The following is a 17,070-nucleotide window of genomic DNA, read 5'->3' on the forward strand; positions in this document are numbered from 1 at the left end:
CAGGGTCAGGTGATCACATCGGGTGTTTGGCGCCCCGTGTGCTGTGTGATGGCTGCAACCTCATGCGCGGCCTCGATCACCGGTTTCAACGCCTCTTGGGGGTCCAGACCGTGTTGGGCGGCATCCGCCTCAAAGCGTTCCAGATAGAGCCGCAGGGTTGCCCCCGAGGTGCCCGTGCCCGACAGGCGCAACACGATCCGCGCCCCGCCGGTAAAGAAAATCCGCACGCCCTGATGGGCCGACACCGAGCCGTCGACGGGATCGGTGTAGGAAAAATCATCCGCCCCCTCGATGCCCAGACCGCCCGCCGAAGTGCCGGCCAGACCCGACAGGCGCTCGCGCAGGCTTGCCATCATCGCATCGGCTTTCTCGGTCTCGATCGCTTCGAAATCATGGCGCGAATAATAGGTGCGGCCGAATTCGGCCCAATGGGCTTCCATCAGCTCGCGCACGGATTTTCCGGTTTTTGCCAGAATGTTGAGCCAGAGCAGCACCGCCCACAGCCCGTCTTTTTCGCGCACGTGATCCGAACCCGTGCCAAAGCTTTCCTCGCCGCACAGCGTGACCTTGCCCGCATCCAAAAGGTTGCCAAAGAATTTCCAGCCGGTCGGGGTTTCAAAACAGTCCAGCCCCAGCTTGGCGGCCACACGGTCCACAGCACCCGAGGTGGGCATCGAGCGCGCCACCCCCGCGAGGCCTTTGGCATAGCCCTTGGCCAGCGGCGCATTGGCCGCCAGCACCGCGAGGCTGTCGGAGGGGGACACATAGATGCCTGCGCCCACCACCATGTTGCGGTCGCCATCCCCGTCGGAGGCCGCGCCGAAATCGGGCGCGCTGTCGCCCATCATCTCGTCCATCAGCTCATGGGCCCAAGTGGGGTTGGGGTCGGGGTGCATTCCGCCGAAATCGGGCTGCGGTGTGCCGTGGGTCACGGTGCCGACAGGCGCGCCAAGGCGGCGTTCGAGAATCTCGCTCGCATAGGGGCCGGTGATGGCGCACATGGCATCAAAGCGCATGCTAAAGCCCGCTTTGAACATCGCGCCAATCGCATCGAAATCGAACAGTTCTTGCATGAGGTCGGCGTAATCTGCGACCGGATCGATGATCTCGACCACCATATCGCCCAAGGTGACGCTGCCGATGGTGCCCAGGTCGACACCTGCATGGTCGAGAATATCGTAGGATGTCAGCACCTTGGAACGTTCAAACATCGCGGCGGTAACGGTTTCGGGGGCGGGGCCGCCATTGGCCATGTTGAACTTGACGCCGAAATCCTCCTCCAGCCCGCCGGGGTTGTGGGAGGCCGACATGATGATGCCGCCATCGGTTTTGTATTTGCGGATGACATGCGAGGCCGCGGGGGTCGACAGCAGGGCGTTCTGGCCGACGATCACTTTTGCAGCGCCCTGGGCGGCGGCCATTTTGAGGATGGTTTGCGCCGCCTCGACGTTGAAAAAACGGCCATCGCCTCCCAGCGCCAGAACCTTGCCTTTCACCCCGCCCGTGGCGTCGAAAATGCTTTGGACAAAGCTTTCAAGGTAGTGCTCGACCATGAAAGCGCGGGTTTTCTTGCGCAGCCCCGAGGTGCCGGGTTTCTGGTCGTCAAAGGAGGAAAAAGTCTTGGTCAGAACGGTCATTTTCAAAGGTGCTTTGCTTTTGTCGGATGAGGGATCAATGCGGCTACGATAGTGCTGGTGGCGGGAATGTCGAGGGTCGGGCCATGGATCGGCGCAACGCGGCAGGCCGGATCGGTCGTGTCGAGGATCAGCGCCCAAGCGTGGCCCGCAGGGGCGGCGGGCAGGGTGGCCGTCACCGCCTCGCCGTTGTTGAAACAGCACCACAAAGGGTCGGCTTCGCGGTCGCCTGCGGGGACTTCGGCGCTGGTGCGGATTTCCACACAGAGCGCGCGCCATGCCGGATCGTGCCAGTCGGCGTCACCGGGCGCGGTGCCGTCGGGTTTCAGCCAGACAAGGTCGCGCATCCCGTCGGATTTGCGGGTCTGGCCGTGCAAAAAGTCGCGTTGGTGCAGCACGGGATGGGCGTGACGCAGCGCCGAAAGCCGTCCGATGAAATCCAGAAATTCGGTGTCGGTCTTGGCCCAGTCGATCCAGCCGGTGGCGTTATCCTGCGCATAGGCGTTGTTGTTGCCGCCTTGGGTGTTGCCGATTTCATCCCCCGCCAGCAGCATCGGCGTGCCTTGGGACAGAAACATCGTGGCCATCAGGTTGCGTTTGCGCAACGCGCGTTTGGCAAGGATCAACGGATCCTCCGTCGGACCTTCGACACCGCAGTTGTCAGAGAAATTCGCGCCATGCCCGTCGCGGTTGTCTTCGCCGTTGGCCTCGTTGTGTTTGGTGTTGTAGCTGACCACATCTTCCAGCGTGAATCCGTCATGGGCGGTCACGAAGTTGACCGAGGTCAGCGCATCGCGTGCCGCGTGGTCGAATTCGTCCGAAGAACCCAGAACGCGCGTGGCCAGCGCGGGGGTGAGATGGCTTTCGCCGGTCCAAAACCGGCGCACCTCGTCGCGAAACCTGTCGTTGAGTTCGAGAAAGGGATGGGGAAACGCCCCTAACTGGTAGCCGCCCGGACCGATGTCCCAGGGTTCGGCAATCAGTTTCACGCCGCGCAGCACCGGATCCTGCCGGATGGCCTGCAAAAACGCCCCCTCGCGCTCAAAGCCGTTGGGCCCGCGCGCCAGTGTCGTCGCCAGATCGAACCGAAACCCGTCAACGCCCATGATTTCCACCCAATAGCGCAGGGAATCCATCACCATGCGCAGCACATAGGGGTGGCTCATGTTCACCACATTGCCCGTGCCGGTGTCATTGTCATAGAGGCGGCGGTTGTTGGATTGCAGGCGATAGTAGGAGGCGTTGTCGAGGCCGCGAAACGACAGGGTCGGCCCCTGTTCATTGCCTTCGGCGGTGTGGTTGTAGACCACATCCATGATCACCTCGATGCCCGCCGCGTGAAAGGCCGCGACCATGGACTGGAATTCCCAGATCTGGTTCTGGCTCATGTAACGCGGCTCGGGCGCGAAAAAGCCGATGGTGTTATAGCCCCAGTAGTTGCGCAGGTTTTTTTCGACCAGAAAGCGGTCGTCCAGAAAGGCCTGCGCAGGCATGATCTGCACGGTGGTGATCCCCAGCGCGGTGAGGTGTTCCAGCATGGGCGGCGCGGACATTCCCAGAAACGATCCGCGAATGGCACGGGCAATCTGGGGGTGGGTTTTGGTCAAACCTTTGACATGGGCCTCGTAATTGAGAGGCACATCGGGGGATTTGGGACGCCGCTCGGGCGGGTAGGCGGGCAGGCTGTGGACCACTTCGGCCTTGGGCATGGCAAAGGCGCTGTCGCGGGTGTCAAACGACAGATCGCCGCGCGACGAGCCGCCCTTGTAGCCCAAAAGCGTGTCCGACCAGCGCAGGGTTCCGCTGATTTTGCGCGCATAGGGGTCGAGCAGCAGCTTGTTGGGGTTAAAGCGGTGGCCCTCTTCGGGGGCATAGGGTCCATGGGCGCGAAACCCGTATTTCGCCCCCGCACTCAGCCCGCCGACATGCACATGCCAGACATCGCCGCTGCGCGCGGTCATGGGGATACGCTGCAATTCCTTGCGGCCATCATCCGAGAATAGGCACAGGTCCAGTTGGGTTGCATTTTGCGAAAACACCGCGAAATTGACGCCGTCGAAATCGGGAACCGCCCCCAGATCCTTCGGGCTGCCATCGCTGAGGGTGTAATAGTTCTGGCGCGATGTGGCCGCAGAGGGGCTCATGGTGCGGCCTCGCTGGTGAGGCTTTCGTAGAGTGCGATATAGGCGGCGGCGGAGGTGTCCCAGCCAACGGGCTGTTTCATGGCGTTGCGCTGCATTTGCGTCCAGAGGTCGGGCTGGGCAAAAAGCATCAGCAAGCGTTCAAGCGCAAAGGACAAGGCGATCGGTTCGGTGGGATGAAAGGTAAAGCCGGTCGCGACACCCATCGCCAAAGCGGCCGGATTGGCGTCGATCACGGTGTCCGCAAGACCGCCGGTCGCGGCTACCAGTGGCAAGGTGCCAAAGCGCAACCCGTACAGCTGGGTGAGGCCGCAGGGCTCGAAACGCGAGGGGATGAGCACCGCATCGCCGCCCGCAAACATCAGGTGGCTCAACTCTTCGTCGTAGTCGATTTCCACTCCCACACGTCCGGGGTAGCGGTTGCCCAGATCGCGAAACGCCTGTTCCAGCGCCTTGTCGCCCGTCCCAAGCACCGCCACCGCGCCGCCCTGTTCGATAAATTCGGGCAGGCATTCGGCCAGCAGGTCGAGCCCCTTTTGATGGGACAGGCGCGAGACCACGATGGCCAGCGGCGCGTCATGGGCATGAATGCCAAAGCGCGCAGCCAGCGCACGGCGGGCATTGGCTTTTTTCTTGAGGGTGCGCAAGCCATAGGGCGTGTCACAGGTTTGCGGATTCCACAGGTCCAGATCGATCCCGTTGAGGATACCGACCATATCGGTTGAGCGGTCGCGGATGATCCCGTCCATTCCCATCCCGAACTCGGGCCGCATCAATTCGCCCGCATAGGTCGGGGACACGGTGGTCAGTTTCCACGCATGTTTCAGGCCGGCCTTGAGGGCGGAAATCTGGCCGAAATATTCGAAACTATCGGCGTGGAATTCGTGCCAGGGCAGGCGCAGCGCCTCGGTGCGATCTGCCGGAGCCAGCCCCTGAAAGGCCATGTTGTGGATGGTGAGGATGGTGGGGATATGGCCGTGACCGGCAAACTTGAGGTAGGAGGGCACGAGGGCGGCCTGCCAGTCGTGGCAATGCACCAGGCGCGGCCGCCACCCGTCGCTGGTCCCGTGCATCGCGATCTGTGCGCCCACCCAGGACAGCGCGGCAAAACGTTCGGGATTGTCGGCAAAATCCACGCCGTCAAGATCAAGGTAGGGCCCGCCGGCGCGGTCGAACAGATGCGGCGCCTGCAGCAGCAGGATCTCGGTTGCGCCAGTTCCTTCGCCCCCGCTGGCCTCCGACGCGACCGTGCCGAAAATCACCTGCGCAGGGCCGCCAAAGAGGTCGGGGTCCGACCAGACCACACGCGTGTCGGTGAGCTTGGCAACCAGACCGGGGTAGGCGGGCAGCAATGTGCGCATCCGGTGACCCAAGGTGCCAAGCGCTTTGGGCAGCGCGCCCGCGACATCCGCAAGCCCCCCTGTTTTGATCAGCGGAACGCATTCGGACGTTACGGACAGGATGTCGAGCATGGCAGGGTCTCTTGTGCATAGGTTGGGGCAGAAGGGTCGGGCCAGCCTGCGCGCCGGCCCGACCAAAGCTCAGGTGAGCGCGGCGGCGCGCTTGTCGAGCATGGATTGGGTGATCAGCGTCACGCCCGTATCCGTCACGCGGAACCATTCGCTGTCGGCCTGCGGATCCTCGCCCACCACCAACCCTTCGGGGATGAGGACGCCGCGATCCACCACGCAGTTGGACAGGCGCGCGTTGCGCCCGAACTGCGAGTAGGGCAGGGCCACCACTTTGGAGAGGGAGGAGTAGCTATGGGCTTTGACGCCGGTGAACAGCAGGGAATTGCGCACCTCGGAGCCCGACACGATGCAGCCGCCCGAAATCAGCGAGGAAATCGCAAGGCCGCGCCGATCCTCTTGGTCGTGGACGAATTTCGCGGGGGGCACGGATTCCGAATAGGTCCAGATTGGCCAGCTTTTGTCATAGATATCAAGGGCGGGGGTGAATTCCGTAAGGTCGATATTGGCCGCCCAAAACGCATCCACCGTGCCCACATCGCGCCAGTAGGGTTGGGTTTCCAGCCCCGTTGTAACGCAGCTGTCGTCAAAGAAATGCGCCATTGCCTTGCCGTTTTTCACGATCTCGGGGATGAGGTCGGCCCCGAAATCATGGCTGGAATTGGCGTCCTGGGCATCCTTGAGCAGCAGGTCGCGCAGAAAGGCCCAGTTGAAGACATAGATCCCCATCGAGGCCAGCGCATTGTCGGGGTCGCCCGGAATGGTCGGCGGATCGGCGGGCTTTTCAAGGAATGAGGTGATGCGGCGCGACTTGTCGATGCCCATGACCCCAAAGGCGGTGGCTTCGGCTTTGGGCACCGTAAGGCAGCCCACGGTCACATCCGCGCCCGTGTCCACATGCTGGCGCAGCATGATTTCGTAATCCATTTTGTAAATGTGATCGCCTGCCAGAACCACAACGTAATCAACGTCGTAGCTGTCCACGATGTCGATGTTCTGGGTGACGGCATCGGCGGTGCCCAGATACCACTGCGTTTCGGAAACGCGTTGGGAGGCGGGCAGGATGTCGAGGTATTCGTTGCGCTCGGCGCGAAAAAAAGACCAGCCGCGCTGGCAGTGGCGGATCAGAGAATGCGCCTTGTACTGCGTGGCAATCGCCATTTTGCGGATGCCCGAATTGAGCGCATTGGAGAGTGCAAAGTCGATGATCCGCGTTTTTCCGCCAAAATAGACCGCAGGCTTGGCGCGGTTATCCGTCAGTTCTTTCAGGCGGCTCCCCCGACCGCCCGCCAGAACAAAAGCCATTGCGCGGTTGGACAGCCGCTCGGGTACGTTCAGTGGTTGCATATGTCCCCTCCCAAGGAATGCGGGCCAATTGACCGCGCGTTGTGGTCTGTTGACCTTATTTATATTCGAACACGATGACACTGAGCGGGGGCAAGGTCAGAAGGGCCGATTGGGCCTGCCCGTTCCATTCCACATCTTCGGTGTCGATGCCGCCGCCATTGCCCCGATCGCCACCGCCGTAGCGGCTGGCGTCGGAATTGAGGACCTCGCGCCAGTGGCCCGCGCGCACAAAGCCGACGCGAAAACCTTCGCGCGTCACGGGGGTAAAATTCACCACCACCACGCAGGGGGCGTCGCTCTGCGTGCCAAAGCGCGCAAAGGACAGCACCGAATTTTCCGCATCGCCCCCGTCGATCCACGCAAACCCCTCGGGGCGCGTGTCGTTGACATGCAGGGCGGGCGTCGCACGATACAGCGTGTTGAGATCGCGGATCAGCGTCTGCATGCCCTTATGCGCGGGAATATCGAGCAGGTGCCAATCGAGCGAGGCATTGTGGTTCCACTCGACGCCCTGGGCAAACTCACAGCCCATAAACAAAAGCTTCTTGCCCGGGTGGGTCCACATGAAGCCGTAATAGGCGCGCAGGTTGGCGAATTTTTCCCAGCCCTCGCCGGGCATCTTGTCGATCATCGAGCCTTTGCCATGAACCACCTCGTCGTGGCTGATCGGCAGCACGAAGTTCTCGGAATAGGCATAGACCATCGAAAAGGTGATGTCGTTGTGGTGGTATTTGCGGTGGATGGGGTCCTGTTCCATGTAGCGCAGGCTGTCGTTCATCCAGCCCATGTTCCACTTGTAGCCAAAGCCCAGACCGCCCGCGTCCACGGGGCGCGAGACTCCGGGGTAGGAGGTGCTTTCCTCGGCGATTGTCATGATGCCGTCCACCTCGCCGTAGGTGATCGTATTGGCGCGCTGCATCAGGCTGATCGCCTCGTAGTTTTCACGCCCGCCATCCTTGTTGGGCACCCATTCGCCCGGGTTGCGCGAATAGTCGCGATACAGCATCGAGGCCACGGCATCCACGCGCAGCCCGTCGATGTGATATTCTTCCATCCAGTAAAGCGCGTTTGAAATCAGGTAGTTGGCTACTTCTGCGCGGCCATAGTTGTAGATCAATGTGTTCCAGTCGACGTGGAAGCCTTCCTTGGGGTCGGCATGTTCGTACAGCGGCGTGCCGTCAAACTGTGCCAGCCCGTGCGCATCGGTCGGGAAATGCCCCGGCACCCAGTCCAGCAAGACCCCGATGCCTTTGCCATGCGCCGCGTCCACCAGCGCGCGAAATTCGGCAGGGGTGCCAAAGCGGATGGTCGGCGCATACATGCCAACGGGCTGATAGCCCCACGATCCGTCAAAGGGGAATTCGGAAACCGGCATCAGTTCAAGATGGGTGAACCCCATGTCATGGGCGTAATCGACCAGCTCCGTCGCCAGTTCCAGATAGGACAGCGGGCGACCGCCTTCCTCGACTTTGTGCCGCCACGATCCCAGATGCACCTCGTAGATCGAAATCGGGGCATCAATGCTTTGACGCGGGCCACGGTGTTTGAGGTAGGCGGCGTCCTGCCAGACCGGGTTGCGAATGTCGCGCACCACCGAGGCGGTTGCAGGCGGGTGTTCTGCGCCAAATCCAACGGGGTCGGCCTTTTGGGCGACATGGCCAGTCGCGCCGAGCACCTCGTATTTATAGGTGGTGCCCTCGCCCAGGCCGGGCAGGAAAATTTCCCAGACCCCGGTCGCGCCGCGCTTGCGCATCGGCAGGCGACGCCCGTCCCAGATGTTGAAATCGCCCACCACCGAGACGCGTTTGGCATTGGGGGCCCAGACGGCGAAATGCGTGCCCTCCAGCCCCGCGTGGGTCATCACATGCGCGCCCAAGGCGGTCCAGAGGCGGCGGTGCGTGCCTTCGCCCAACAGGTATTCGTCCAGATCCCCCAGCACCGGCCCAAGCCGGTAGGGGTCTTCGAAGGTCCAGACATAGCCGTCGTGCTCGGCTTCAAGGCGGTAGGTCTTCGTGCCCTTGCGCACCACCGCGGTAAACACATCCGGCGCGCCGGTGACGCGGTGCAGGTCCACGCGCATGGTTTTGCCGATCAGGGCGGTGACGCGGCTCACACCGGGGAGGTAGACGGTCAGGGTCAGGCGACCTTCGCGTTCGTGCAGCCCCAGCAGGGAAAACGGATCGCCGTGCTGCCCGTCCACGAGATCGCGCAGGGCGCGCGGTGGCGGCAGGGGGGTATCGGTCGGTGTCGTGCGGGGAGCTGCACCTTGGGGCGCGGGTGTCTTGGTGGTCTTGGCGCTTTGGCGCGCGGATGTCTTGGTGGTCTTGTCCTTTGGCGATCCGGCCATCGTCGTGGTCCTCCCCAGATCCAGTTTCCTCACGTCAGTCCTTGAGTGCCGAAGGCACGTCCCAGATGTCGGCCATATAGCCGCGAATGGTGCGGTCGGATGAAAAGAACCCGCTGCGTGCAACGTTCAAAATGGCTTTGCGGTTCCAGTCCTGCGGCGTGCGATATAGCGCATCGGCAGCGCGCTGTGCCTCCCAGTAACTGTCGAAATCCGCCGCCACCAGATAGTGGTCGTGGTGCCATGCGCGGTCCACCAAACCGTGGTAGCGGTCGGGTTCTTCCGGCGAAAACCGCCCCTCGACAATCATTTGCAACACATCGCGCAGGTTCTGGCTATCCTCGATCGCCTCGCGGGCGTGATTGATGTTCTTGCGCCGCTTCTCGACCCCGTCCGCCGTCAGCCCGAAGAGAAAGAAGTTGTCCGCGCCGACAAGGTCGCGAATTTCGACATTCGCGCCGTCGAGCGTCCCGATGGTGAGCGCGCCGTTCAACGTAAGCTTCATGTTGCCCGTGCCCGAGGCCTCTTTGCCCGCTGTCGAAATCTGCTCCGACAGATCGGCCGCCGGAATCAGGCGCTGGGCCATGGAGACGTTGTAATTGGGCGGATAAACGACTTTCAGCAGATGCCCCGTCACCGGATCGGCGTTGATGGTGCGCGCCACATCGTTGATCAGATGGATGATTTCCTTGGCCACGAAATACCCCGGCGCGGATTTGCCGCCAAAGAATTTCACCCGTGGCGTCCAGCCCGCATCGGGGGTCTGGCGCATGTTGTGCCACAGGGCGATGGTCTCGAAACAGTTCAAAAGCTGACGCTTGTATTCGTGCAGGCGCTTGATCTGGATGTCGAACATCGCATCCGGATTGATGTCGATACCCATCGTGTCCTGCACCCATCCTGCCAGAGCGACCTTGTTGGCCCGCTTGGCGGCGGCAAATTTTTCGCGAAAGGCGGCGTCCTGCGCGAAGGGTTCAAGCGTTTTGAGGTGGTCCAGATCGCGCGTCCAGCCCTCCCCGATGGTCTCGTCGAGCAGGGTGGAAAGCGCCGGATTGGACAGGCGCATCCAGCGGCGCGGGGTCACGCCGTTGGTTTCATTGGTGATGCGGTCGGGGTGCAGTTTATGCAGGTCGTGGAACACGGTTTCCTTCACCAGTTCCGAGTGCAGCGCCGAGACCCCGTTGACCTTATGCGACATGATAAAGGCCAAATCGCCCATTTTCACCTCGTTATGTTGCACAATTCCAACCGAGGGCGGGCGTTTGTGGGCTTTGGCGTGATCCTCGTCGATGCGTTGGATGATTTCCATGTGGCGCGGCAGAACCGAGCCCATGAGGTAGGTCGACCAGCGTTCCAGCGCTTCGGGCAGCAGCGTGTGATTGGTGTAGCCCAGCGTGGCGCGCGCGACTGTTTGCGCCTCGTCCCAGCCCATGTCGTGCTGGTCCATCAGCAGGCGCATCAATTCGGGGCCCGCGATGGCCGGGTGGGTGTCGTTCAGCTGGATGGCCACATGTTTGGGCAGATCGGCGAGGGTGCTGAACTGGCTCTGGTAGCGGCGCAGAATGTCCTGCAACGCCGCCGAGGTCATGAAATATTCCTGCTTGAGGCGCAGCTCCTTGCCCGCAGGTGTCGTGTCATCGGGGTACAGAACGCGGCTCAGGGTGCGCGCCAGTGCCTCGGGCGCGGCGGCGGCGGTGTAATCGCCGTTGTTGAAGCGCTCCAGATCGAACTGCGTGGTGGGCAGGCCCGCCCAAAGCCGCAGCGTCGAGGCCCATTTGCCCTGCCAGCCGACAACCGGCGTGTCATAGGCGGAGGCCTTGACGGTTTCGCCCGGCACCCAGACCGATTTTCCCCTGCGCAGTTCCGAATGGCCTTTGAAGCCGACGATATAGGCGGCTTCGGGGCGGGCAAATTCCCACGGGTGCGGCTGGCTCAGCCAGTCTTCGGGGGTTTCGACCTGCTGTCCGCCCTCGAACCGCTGGCGAAACAGCCCGTGTTCGTAGCGGATGCCGTAGCCATGTGCGGGCACGCCCACGGTGGCCATGCTTTCGAGGAAACAGGCGGCCAGACGCCCAAGGCCCCCGTTGCCAAGCGCCGCGTCGGGTTCATCCTCGATGATGTCTGACAGGGTTTGCCCCTCGGCGGCCAGCGCGGCCGCGATGGTTTCATGCAGGCCCAGATTGATCATCGCGTCTTCCAGCAGCCGCCCGATCAGAAACTCCATCGACAGGTAATAGACCCGCTTTGCCCCCGTGTCATAGGTTTGGCGGGTGGCCGCGAACCATGGCTTGAGCATTTCATCGCGGATCGCGAAAGAGGTCGCCATGCGCCAGTCGTAGCGCGACGAATGCCCCGCGTCCTTGGCCAGCGTATATTCCAGGTGATGCAGGATTTTTGCGCGCAGCGCGTCAACGGTGGGGCGGGCAAGGCCGCTCACCGAGGACGCCGGGGCCGAGGAAGCAGTAACGGGGGAAGCGGTCACGGGTATGGTCCTCAAATAAGCCAGAATCTGGCATTTCTTGCAATTTTACGCGCCGAAGGCTGTCGCAGTTTCCTGCGCCGCTTCCTGCGCCACGTCAGAAAGAATGCTGCCGGTAGGACCAGTCCCGGAAACGTTAATATAAGTGCTGACAGGGTTTTGAGCGATTGGAAAGTCCCAATGCTCGCGCGGCAGCTATGCGCGCAGTGCAACGGGCTCTTGCGGCGCGTTGCGCGCCACCCTGTGGCCCTAAAATCAAAGGGCCACACAATTCAATGTGCGGCCCTCAAGCTGTTCAGCGAAAAATCGCGTCTTTTGGCGGTTGCGGCGCGTTCACGGCGTCGCGCAGCGCTGTTATTTAAAGCACTTTTCGATCCGGTCGAGCGTTTGCATCGCGCCGAGCACTTCAATGGCCGATCCGTTGGGCTCGCGGCCCTCGGTGATTGCGGCGATGAATTCGCGGTCGATCAACTCGATGCCGTTGTTGGACACGGCGACACCGGAGAGGTCGATGGGGTTCTCATTGCCGTCATACAGGTCGTCGTAGCGGGCAATATAGGTGCCGTTGTCGCAGATGTAGCGGAAGAACGTGCCCAGAGGACCGTCGTTGTTGAACGACAGCGACAGGGTGCAAATCGCGCCCGAGGGGGTCTTCATGCCGATGGCCATATCCATGGCAATGCCCAGTTCGGGGTGATGCGGACCCTCAAGGCCGAACGCTTCGCTTGCGACTTCGCCGGTCTGGTACTGGAACAGATCGACGGTGTGGCAGGCGTGGTGCCAGAGCAGGTGATCGGTCCAGCTGCGCGCCTCGCCCTTGGCGTTGATGTTGGAGCGGCGGAAGAAATAGGTCTGCACATCCATTTGCTGGATTTTCAGCTCGCCCGCTTTGACCTTGTTGTGGATCCACTGGTGCGAGGGGTTGAAGCGGCGCACCTGACCGGCCATGCACAGCACGCCGGTTTCCTTCTGGACGCGCACGATTTCCTTTGAATCCTCAAGGCTGTCGGCCATCGGGATTTCGACCAGCACGGGCTTGCCGGCGCGCATGCAGGCAATCGCCTGTTCGGCGTGCAGCTGCGTGGGGGTCGCAAGGATGACCGCATCCACATCGTCGCGCGCGATGCATTCTTCCAGCGTGGTGGCGTAATGGGCGATGCCGCGCTCTTTGGCGAAAGCTTCCAGTTTGTCGGCGTCGGGCGCCATGATCGAGGTCACTTCGATCCCGTCAATCGCGGCCAATGCGTCAAGGTGTTTGATGCCGAATGCGCCGTAAGCGCCTGCCACACAAAGTCTCATGGAATTCCTCCGAAATTAGTCTTGCGCTGAACACCAGCGTTGCGGGAGGTCCCGCAGAACCGATCTGGGCGCGAAACGCACCCCCAATTGCTCGCCTTCCCTAACATTATGCACGGGCGGCGGCCCAATTCAAACAGGCGGATGCCTATTGAAAATAGCTATTGGGGCAGCTTGAGCCATGTTGCGATCGAGGGATTGTGACTGGCGTGTTTGCGCAGCAAGTCAATGAATTGTGCCTGTCGGTCGGTGGGGCGCCAGGCAGAGCGCACCGTCAGGCCGATGGCGCGCCGGTTGCCCTCCAGGCGCACATCGAGGGGCACGATCATGCCCGTGTGTTCCTCGACCGCGATTTGTTGGCGCGAAATCAGCGTGAGGTAGTCCCCCAAGCCCAACAGCCCGCGCAACACCACAAGCGAGGAGGACACCACCCGCACCGGCGTTTGCGCAAGTTCCTGAATTTTCAAGGTGTTGTAGATGTACTGGCCCGCGGGGGTCTCGCGCGGCGGTGCGATCCACGGATAGGCCAGACAGTCCTCCAGCGAAATGTTGCGCTTGCCCACCAGCGGGTGGCGCGGGCCTGCGACGATCTCGATGGGGTCGTCAAACAGTACCTCTTCGGTGACATCATCGGCGGGCGCGGGTTCGCGTAGCGCGCCGATCAGACAATCGATATCGCCCTCGCGCAAGGAGCGCAGCAATTCGGGATAGCGCCCCTCGACCACGCGCATTTGCGTGCTCGGGGAGGCGTGGATCATGTCGTTGATGGCGGCGGGCACAATGCGGGTGCGCGCCAGCGGCATCGAGCCGATCACGATGGAGGAATTTTCCTCGCCCCGCGCCAAGCTGATTTCCTCCAACCCTTGGCGCAGCTCGGCAGCGGCCAGTTTCACCCGCGCGGCCAGCACCTGCGCGGGAGGGGTCAGTTCGACCCCAACGGCGGTGGCGTTGAACAGCGCCAGCCCTGCGACCGCCTCAAGCGTGCGCGCGGCGCGGTGGACCGAGGGCTGGCTCAGTCCCAGATCATGCGCGGCCACGGTAAAAGAGCCGGAGTTGCCCACCGCCACCAAAGCACGCAACTGCGCGGCGGTGATCTGGTGGTCAAAGGCGCGCTTGCTGGCTTTGGCGGGCGCGCCAAGGCGCAGCGCCGCGCGTGCCCCCGAGGCCAGCAGCGCAAGCGCCGTATCCACCCGCCGCGCAAACAGCGCGCCCGCCTGCGTGGCCCGCAAGCCCCCCGCACCGCGCAGCAGCAGCGGCGTTTCAAGCGCGGTTTCGAGCTTGGCAATCGCTTGGGTCGCGGCGGGTTGGCTAAGATTGCACTGCGCGGCGGCCATCGACACAGATCCGTGATGCACGGTTTGGGCAAAGACACGGATGTGGCGGATATTGGGGAAATCGGGGATCACGGCGGCAGCTTTCGGTCGGATGGGGGGTGGTATTTCGCGCTGAATAGACAAAACTTATAATGCCGACTTCATTCGGAATAGGCAATCGGGGGGCAGGCGGCCATTGTGCGCTTAACGCATAGCCGGGCTGTGCTAAGACGATTCCACACAGCGCCGCCCGCAAAGGAGGCGTATTTCGGAACGCCTGGCAAGTACGGGAAGAACCTTGGAAGTACGGGAAGAACAATGAGCAACCTGATCGGAAAGAGCGGCGTCGTCGTTCAGAAAATCGAACGCGCCGATCCGGCCGTGGTCGAGGCCCTTGGCAAATGCGGTGTCGCCACCGTCCACGAAGCGCAAGGTCGCAAGGGGCTTTTGGCCTCCTACATGCGTCCGATTTTCACGGGCAAACGTCTGGCAGCCTCTGCCGTGACCATTTCGTCGCCCCCCGGTGACAACTGGATGGTGCATGTCTGCATCGAGCAATGTCAGGCGGGCGACATCATGGTGCTTGCCCCGACCTCGCCCTGCGAAGACGGCTATTTTGGCGATCTGCTGGCCACCTCTGCGCAGGCGCGCGGCGTCAAGGGCCTGATCATCGACGCGGGGGTGCGCGACGTGATGGACCTCAAACAGATGGACTTCCCCGTCTGGTCGAAAGCGATCTACGCGCAGGGCACCGTCAAGGCGACGCTCGGCTCGGTCAATGTGCCGCTGGTCTGTGCGAACCAGCTGGTCAATCCGGGCGATGTGATCGTGGCCGATGACGACGGTGTGGTTGTCGTGCGCCGTGACGAGGCCGAAGCCGTTCTGGAAAAAGCGCAAGCGCGTGAAGCGGCCGAAGAGGGCAAGCGGGTGCGTCTTGAAGCGGGCGAACTTGGCCTCGATATCTACGACATGCGCGGCAAACTTGAAGCCATGGGCCTGAAATATATCTAAAATCTGGTCGGGAGCGGGCAGGGCGTCCTGCGCGCTCCTTGGCTGATGGCCGTTTCTGGTCACAAATGTTCAGGGAGGAAAGACATGTCGATGGAGGGACTGCGCTGCATGTGGATGCGCGGCGGCACATCGAAAGGCGGCTATTTCGTCGCTGACGATTTGCCACGCGATGTCGCAGCGCGCGATGCATTCTTGCTGGGGGTCATGGGCTCGCCCGATCCGCGCCAGATCGACGGGATGGGCGGCGCGGACCCGTTGACCTCCAAGGTTGCGGTCGTGTCGAAATCTACCCGTGACGGCGTCGATGTGGACTATCTGTTTTTGCAGGTTTTTGTCGATCAGGCCATCGTCACGGACGCGCAGAACTGCGGCAATATCCTGGCCGGGGTTGGCCCGTTCGCGATTGAACGCGGGCTGGTGGAGGCCGTGGATGGCGTCACGAAAGTGTCGATCTACATGGAAAACACCGGGCAGATTTCCGTGGCCGAGGTGAGCACCCCGAAGGGCGTGGTGAGCTATGCGGGGGAGGCGCGCATCGACGGCGTTCCCGGGACATCCGCGCCGGTGCCGATTGAATTCAAGGATACGGCCGGATCAAGCTGCGGGGCGCTTTTGCCGACCGGAAATGCCTGCGACACGGTGCAGGGCGTCGCGGTCACGATGATCGACAACGGCATGCCCTGCGTGGTGATGCGCGCGGCGGACATGGGGATCTCGGGCGAAGAAACCCCCGAAGACCTCGAAGCCAACGCGGCGTTGCGCGAGAAACTGGAAGCGATCCGGCTGGAATGCGGGCCGCTGATGAATCTGGGCGATGTGGCCAAAAAATCCGTGCCGAAGATGACGATGGTCAGCGCGCCGCGCGATGGCGGGGCGATTTCGACCCGAACGTTTATTCCCCACCGCTGCCATAAAACCATTGGCGTGCTCGGGGCGGTGTCGGTCGCGACCGCCTGTCTGCTGGAGGGAAGCCCTGCCGCACAGCTGGCCGAGGTCGGCACGGGCGCAGAGCGCAGGCTCAAAGTGGAACACCCCACGGGCGAAATGACCGTGGTGGCGAAATTGGACGACGCGGGAGCGGTTGCCTCGGCGGCAATCTTGCGCACCGCGCGCAAACTGATGGACGGGACTGTTTATGCCTGACGATATGAAAATGGACGCTGACTGGTTGGTATTTCACCCCAACCCCAAAAAGCCCGACTTCAAACTGCCCGCAGGCGCTGTGGACGCGCATTGCCATGTGTTTGGTCCGGCTGGCGAATTTCCCTTTGCGCCCGAACGCAAATACACGCCTTGTGATGCGGGCAAGGACAAACTGTACGAACTGCGCGACTACCTTGGGTTTGCGCGCAATGTGATCGTGCAGGCGACCTGCCACGGCAAGGACAACCGCGCCATGGTCGATGCCTGCCGCACCGCCGGTGATCTGGCGCGCGGCATTGCCTCCGTGGGCCCCGACATCACCGAGGCCGAGATTGCCCAAATGGACGCCGCCGGCGTGCGCGGCGTGCGTTTCAACTTTGTCAAACGTCTGGTCGATGCTACGCCCAAAGAGGTGTTCCTGTCGATTGCCGAGAAAATCGCCAAGTTCGACTGGCATATCGTGGTCTACTTCGAGGCGGCGGATCTGGAAGAGCTTGTGCCCTTTTTGAACCAGTTGCCCACGACCATCGTCGTTGATCACATGGGCCGACCCGATGTGGCAAAAGGGGTCGATCACCCCGATTTCCAGCGCTTTATCAAGCTGATGGAAGACAACCCGCGCGTCTGGTCGAAAGTGACCTGTCCCGAGCGTTTGTCGGTCGAGGGGGAGCCTGACTATTCGGACGTGATCCCGTTTTGCCGCACGATTGTTGAAAAATTCCCCGATCGCGTGCTCTGGGGCACCGACTGGCCCCATCCCAACATGAAAACCCACATGCCCGATGACGGCAATCTTGTGGATTTCATCCCGAAAATTGCGCCGACCGCCGAGTTGCAACAGCAGCTTCTGGTCGACAACCCGATGCGCCTGTACTGGGCAAAATAAGGAGGAG

Annotated in this window: 11 protein-coding genes; 3 read left to right on the plus strand and 8 right to left on the minus strand. The window is 62.1% G+C overall.

Translation table 11 applies throughout. The annotated features are described in order from the left end of the window. Positions 1 to 5 precede the first annotated feature (5 nt). The 8 genes from AQS8620_RS08985 to AQS8620_RS09020 form a co-directional block, all read right to left on the minus strand. Positions 6 to 1,637 carry an alpha-D-glucose phosphate-specific phosphoglucomutase gene (locus AQS8620_RS08985; RefSeq protein ID WP_085836523.1) on the minus strand — a complete coding sequence of 544 codons (1,632 nt, stop codon included), beginning with the start codon at positions 1,635 to 1,637 and terminating at the stop codon, positions 6 to 8. A 2-nt stretch (positions 1,638 to 1,639) separates the two neighbouring features. Next, the gene (gene glgX, locus AQS8620_RS08990; protein ID WP_085836524.1) at positions 1,640 to 3,778 is read right to left on the minus strand and encodes a glycogen debranching protein GlgX; all 2,139 of its coding nucleotides are present in this window, start codon (positions 3,776 to 3,778) and stop codon (positions 1,640 to 1,642) included. Continuing rightward, the gene (gene glgA / locus AQS8620_RS08995) at positions 3,775 to 5,247 is read right to left on the minus strand and encodes a glycogen synthase GlgA (RefSeq protein WP_085836525.1); all 1,473 of its coding nucleotides are present in this window, start codon (positions 5,245 to 5,247) and stop codon (positions 3,775 to 3,777) included. The genes glgX and glgA overlap by 4 nt, the downstream gene beginning before the upstream one ends. Before the next feature lie 69 nt (positions 5,248 to 5,316). After that, positions 5,317 to 6,591: a glucose-1-phosphate adenylyltransferase gene (glgC, locus tag AQS8620_RS09000; RefSeq protein ID WP_085836526.1), complete on the minus strand. Its 1,275-nt coding sequence runs from the start codon at positions 6,589 to 6,591 to the stop codon at positions 5,317 to 5,319. A gap of 55 nt (positions 6,592 to 6,646) precedes the next feature. Beyond that, positions 6,647 to 8,938 carry a 1,4-alpha-glucan branching protein GlgB gene (gene glgB / locus AQS8620_RS09005; RefSeq protein ID WP_085836527.1) on the minus strand — a complete coding sequence of 764 codons (2,292 nt, stop codon included), beginning with the start codon at positions 8,936 to 8,938 and terminating at the stop codon, positions 6,647 to 6,649. A gap of 34 nt (positions 8,939 to 8,972) precedes the next feature. Then, complete coding sequence (locus AQS8620_RS09010) at positions 8,973 to 11,372, minus strand: glycogen/starch/alpha-glucan phosphorylase (protein ID WP_085836528.1); 2,400 nt, start codon at positions 11,370 to 11,372, stop codon at positions 8,973 to 8,975. Positions 11,373 to 11,768: 396 nt separating this feature from the next. Beyond that, positions 11,769 to 12,713, minus strand: coding sequence for a Gfo/Idh/MocA family oxidoreductase (locus AQS8620_RS09015; RefSeq protein WP_085836529.1), 945 nt, complete (start codon positions 12,711 to 12,713; stop codon positions 11,769 to 11,771). Positions 12,714 to 12,871: 158 nt separating this feature from the next. After that, the gene (locus AQS8620_RS09020) at positions 12,872 to 14,116 is read right to left on the minus strand and encodes a LysR family transcriptional regulator (protein ID WP_143267488.1); all 1,245 of its coding nucleotides are present in this window, start codon (positions 14,114 to 14,116) and stop codon (positions 12,872 to 12,874) included. Positions 14,117 to 14,341: 225 nt separating this feature from the next. On the opposite strand from AQS8620_RS09020, the gene ligK reads away from it, so the two are divergent. The 3 genes from ligK to AQS8620_RS09035 all read left to right on the plus strand — a co-directional run bounded on the left by ligK (position 14,342) and on the right by AQS8620_RS09035 (position 17,063). Next, positions 14,342 to 15,034 (plus strand): 4-carboxy-4-hydroxy-2-oxoadipate aldolase/oxaloacetate decarboxylase, encoded by a 693-nt coding sequence (gene ligK / locus AQS8620_RS09025; RefSeq protein WP_085836530.1) that lies wholly within the window; start codon positions 14,342 to 14,344, stop codon positions 15,032 to 15,034. Between the two features lie 84 nt (positions 15,035 to 15,118). Continuing rightward, complete coding sequence (locus AQS8620_RS09030) at positions 15,119 to 16,177, plus strand: 4-oxalomesaconate tautomerase (RefSeq protein WP_085836531.1); 1,059 nt, start codon at positions 15,119 to 15,121, stop codon at positions 16,175 to 16,177. Then, the gene (locus tag AQS8620_RS09035; protein ID WP_234990433.1) at positions 16,170 to 17,063 is read left to right on the plus strand and encodes an amidohydrolase family protein; all 894 of its coding nucleotides are present in this window, start codon (positions 16,170 to 16,172) and stop codon (positions 17,061 to 17,063) included. Before AQS8620_RS09030 ends, AQS8620_RS09035 begins: the two co-directional genes overlap by 8 nt. Positions 17,064 to 17,070: the final 7 nt, after the last annotated feature.

Source organism: Aquimixticola soesokkakensis (assembly GCF_900172375.1).
Classification (GTDB): Bacteria; Pseudomonadota; Alphaproteobacteria; order Rhodobacterales; family Rhodobacteraceae; genus Aquimixticola; species Aquimixticola soesokkakensis.

Coding starts and splice junctions, on each gene's coding strand:
- glgX (WP_085836524.1), bottom strand. CDS start 3,778: ATGAGCCCCTCTGCGGCCACATCGCGCCAGAACTATTACACCCTCAGC.
- glgA (WP_085836525.1), bottom strand. CDS start 5,247: ATGCTCGACATCCTGTCCGTAACGTCCGAATGCGTTCCGCTGATCAAA.
- glgB (WP_085836527.1), bottom strand. CDS start 8,938: ATGGCCGGATCGCCAAAGGACAAGACCACCAAGACATCCGCGCGCCAA.
- AQS8620_RS08985 (WP_085836523.1), bottom strand. CDS start 1,637: ATGACCGTTCTGACCAAGACTTTTTCCTCCTTTGACGACCAGAAACCC.
- glgC (WP_085836526.1), bottom strand. CDS start 6,591: ATGCAACCACTGAACGTACCCGAGCGGCTGTCCAACCGCGCAATGGCT.
- AQS8620_RS09015 (WP_085836529.1), bottom strand. CDS start 12,713: ATGAGACTTTGTGTGGCAGGCGCTTACGGCGCATTCGGCATCAAACAC.
- AQS8620_RS09030 (WP_085836531.1), top strand. CDS start 15,119: ATGTCGATGGAGGGACTGCGCTGCATGTGGATGCGCGGCGGCACATCG.
- ligK (WP_085836530.1), top strand. CDS start 14,342: ATGAGCAACCTGATCGGAAAGAGCGGCGTCGTCGTTCAGAAAATCGAA.
- AQS8620_RS09035 (WP_234990433.1), top strand. CDS start 16,170: ATGCCTGACGATATGAAAATGGACGCTGACTGGTTGGTATTTCACCCC.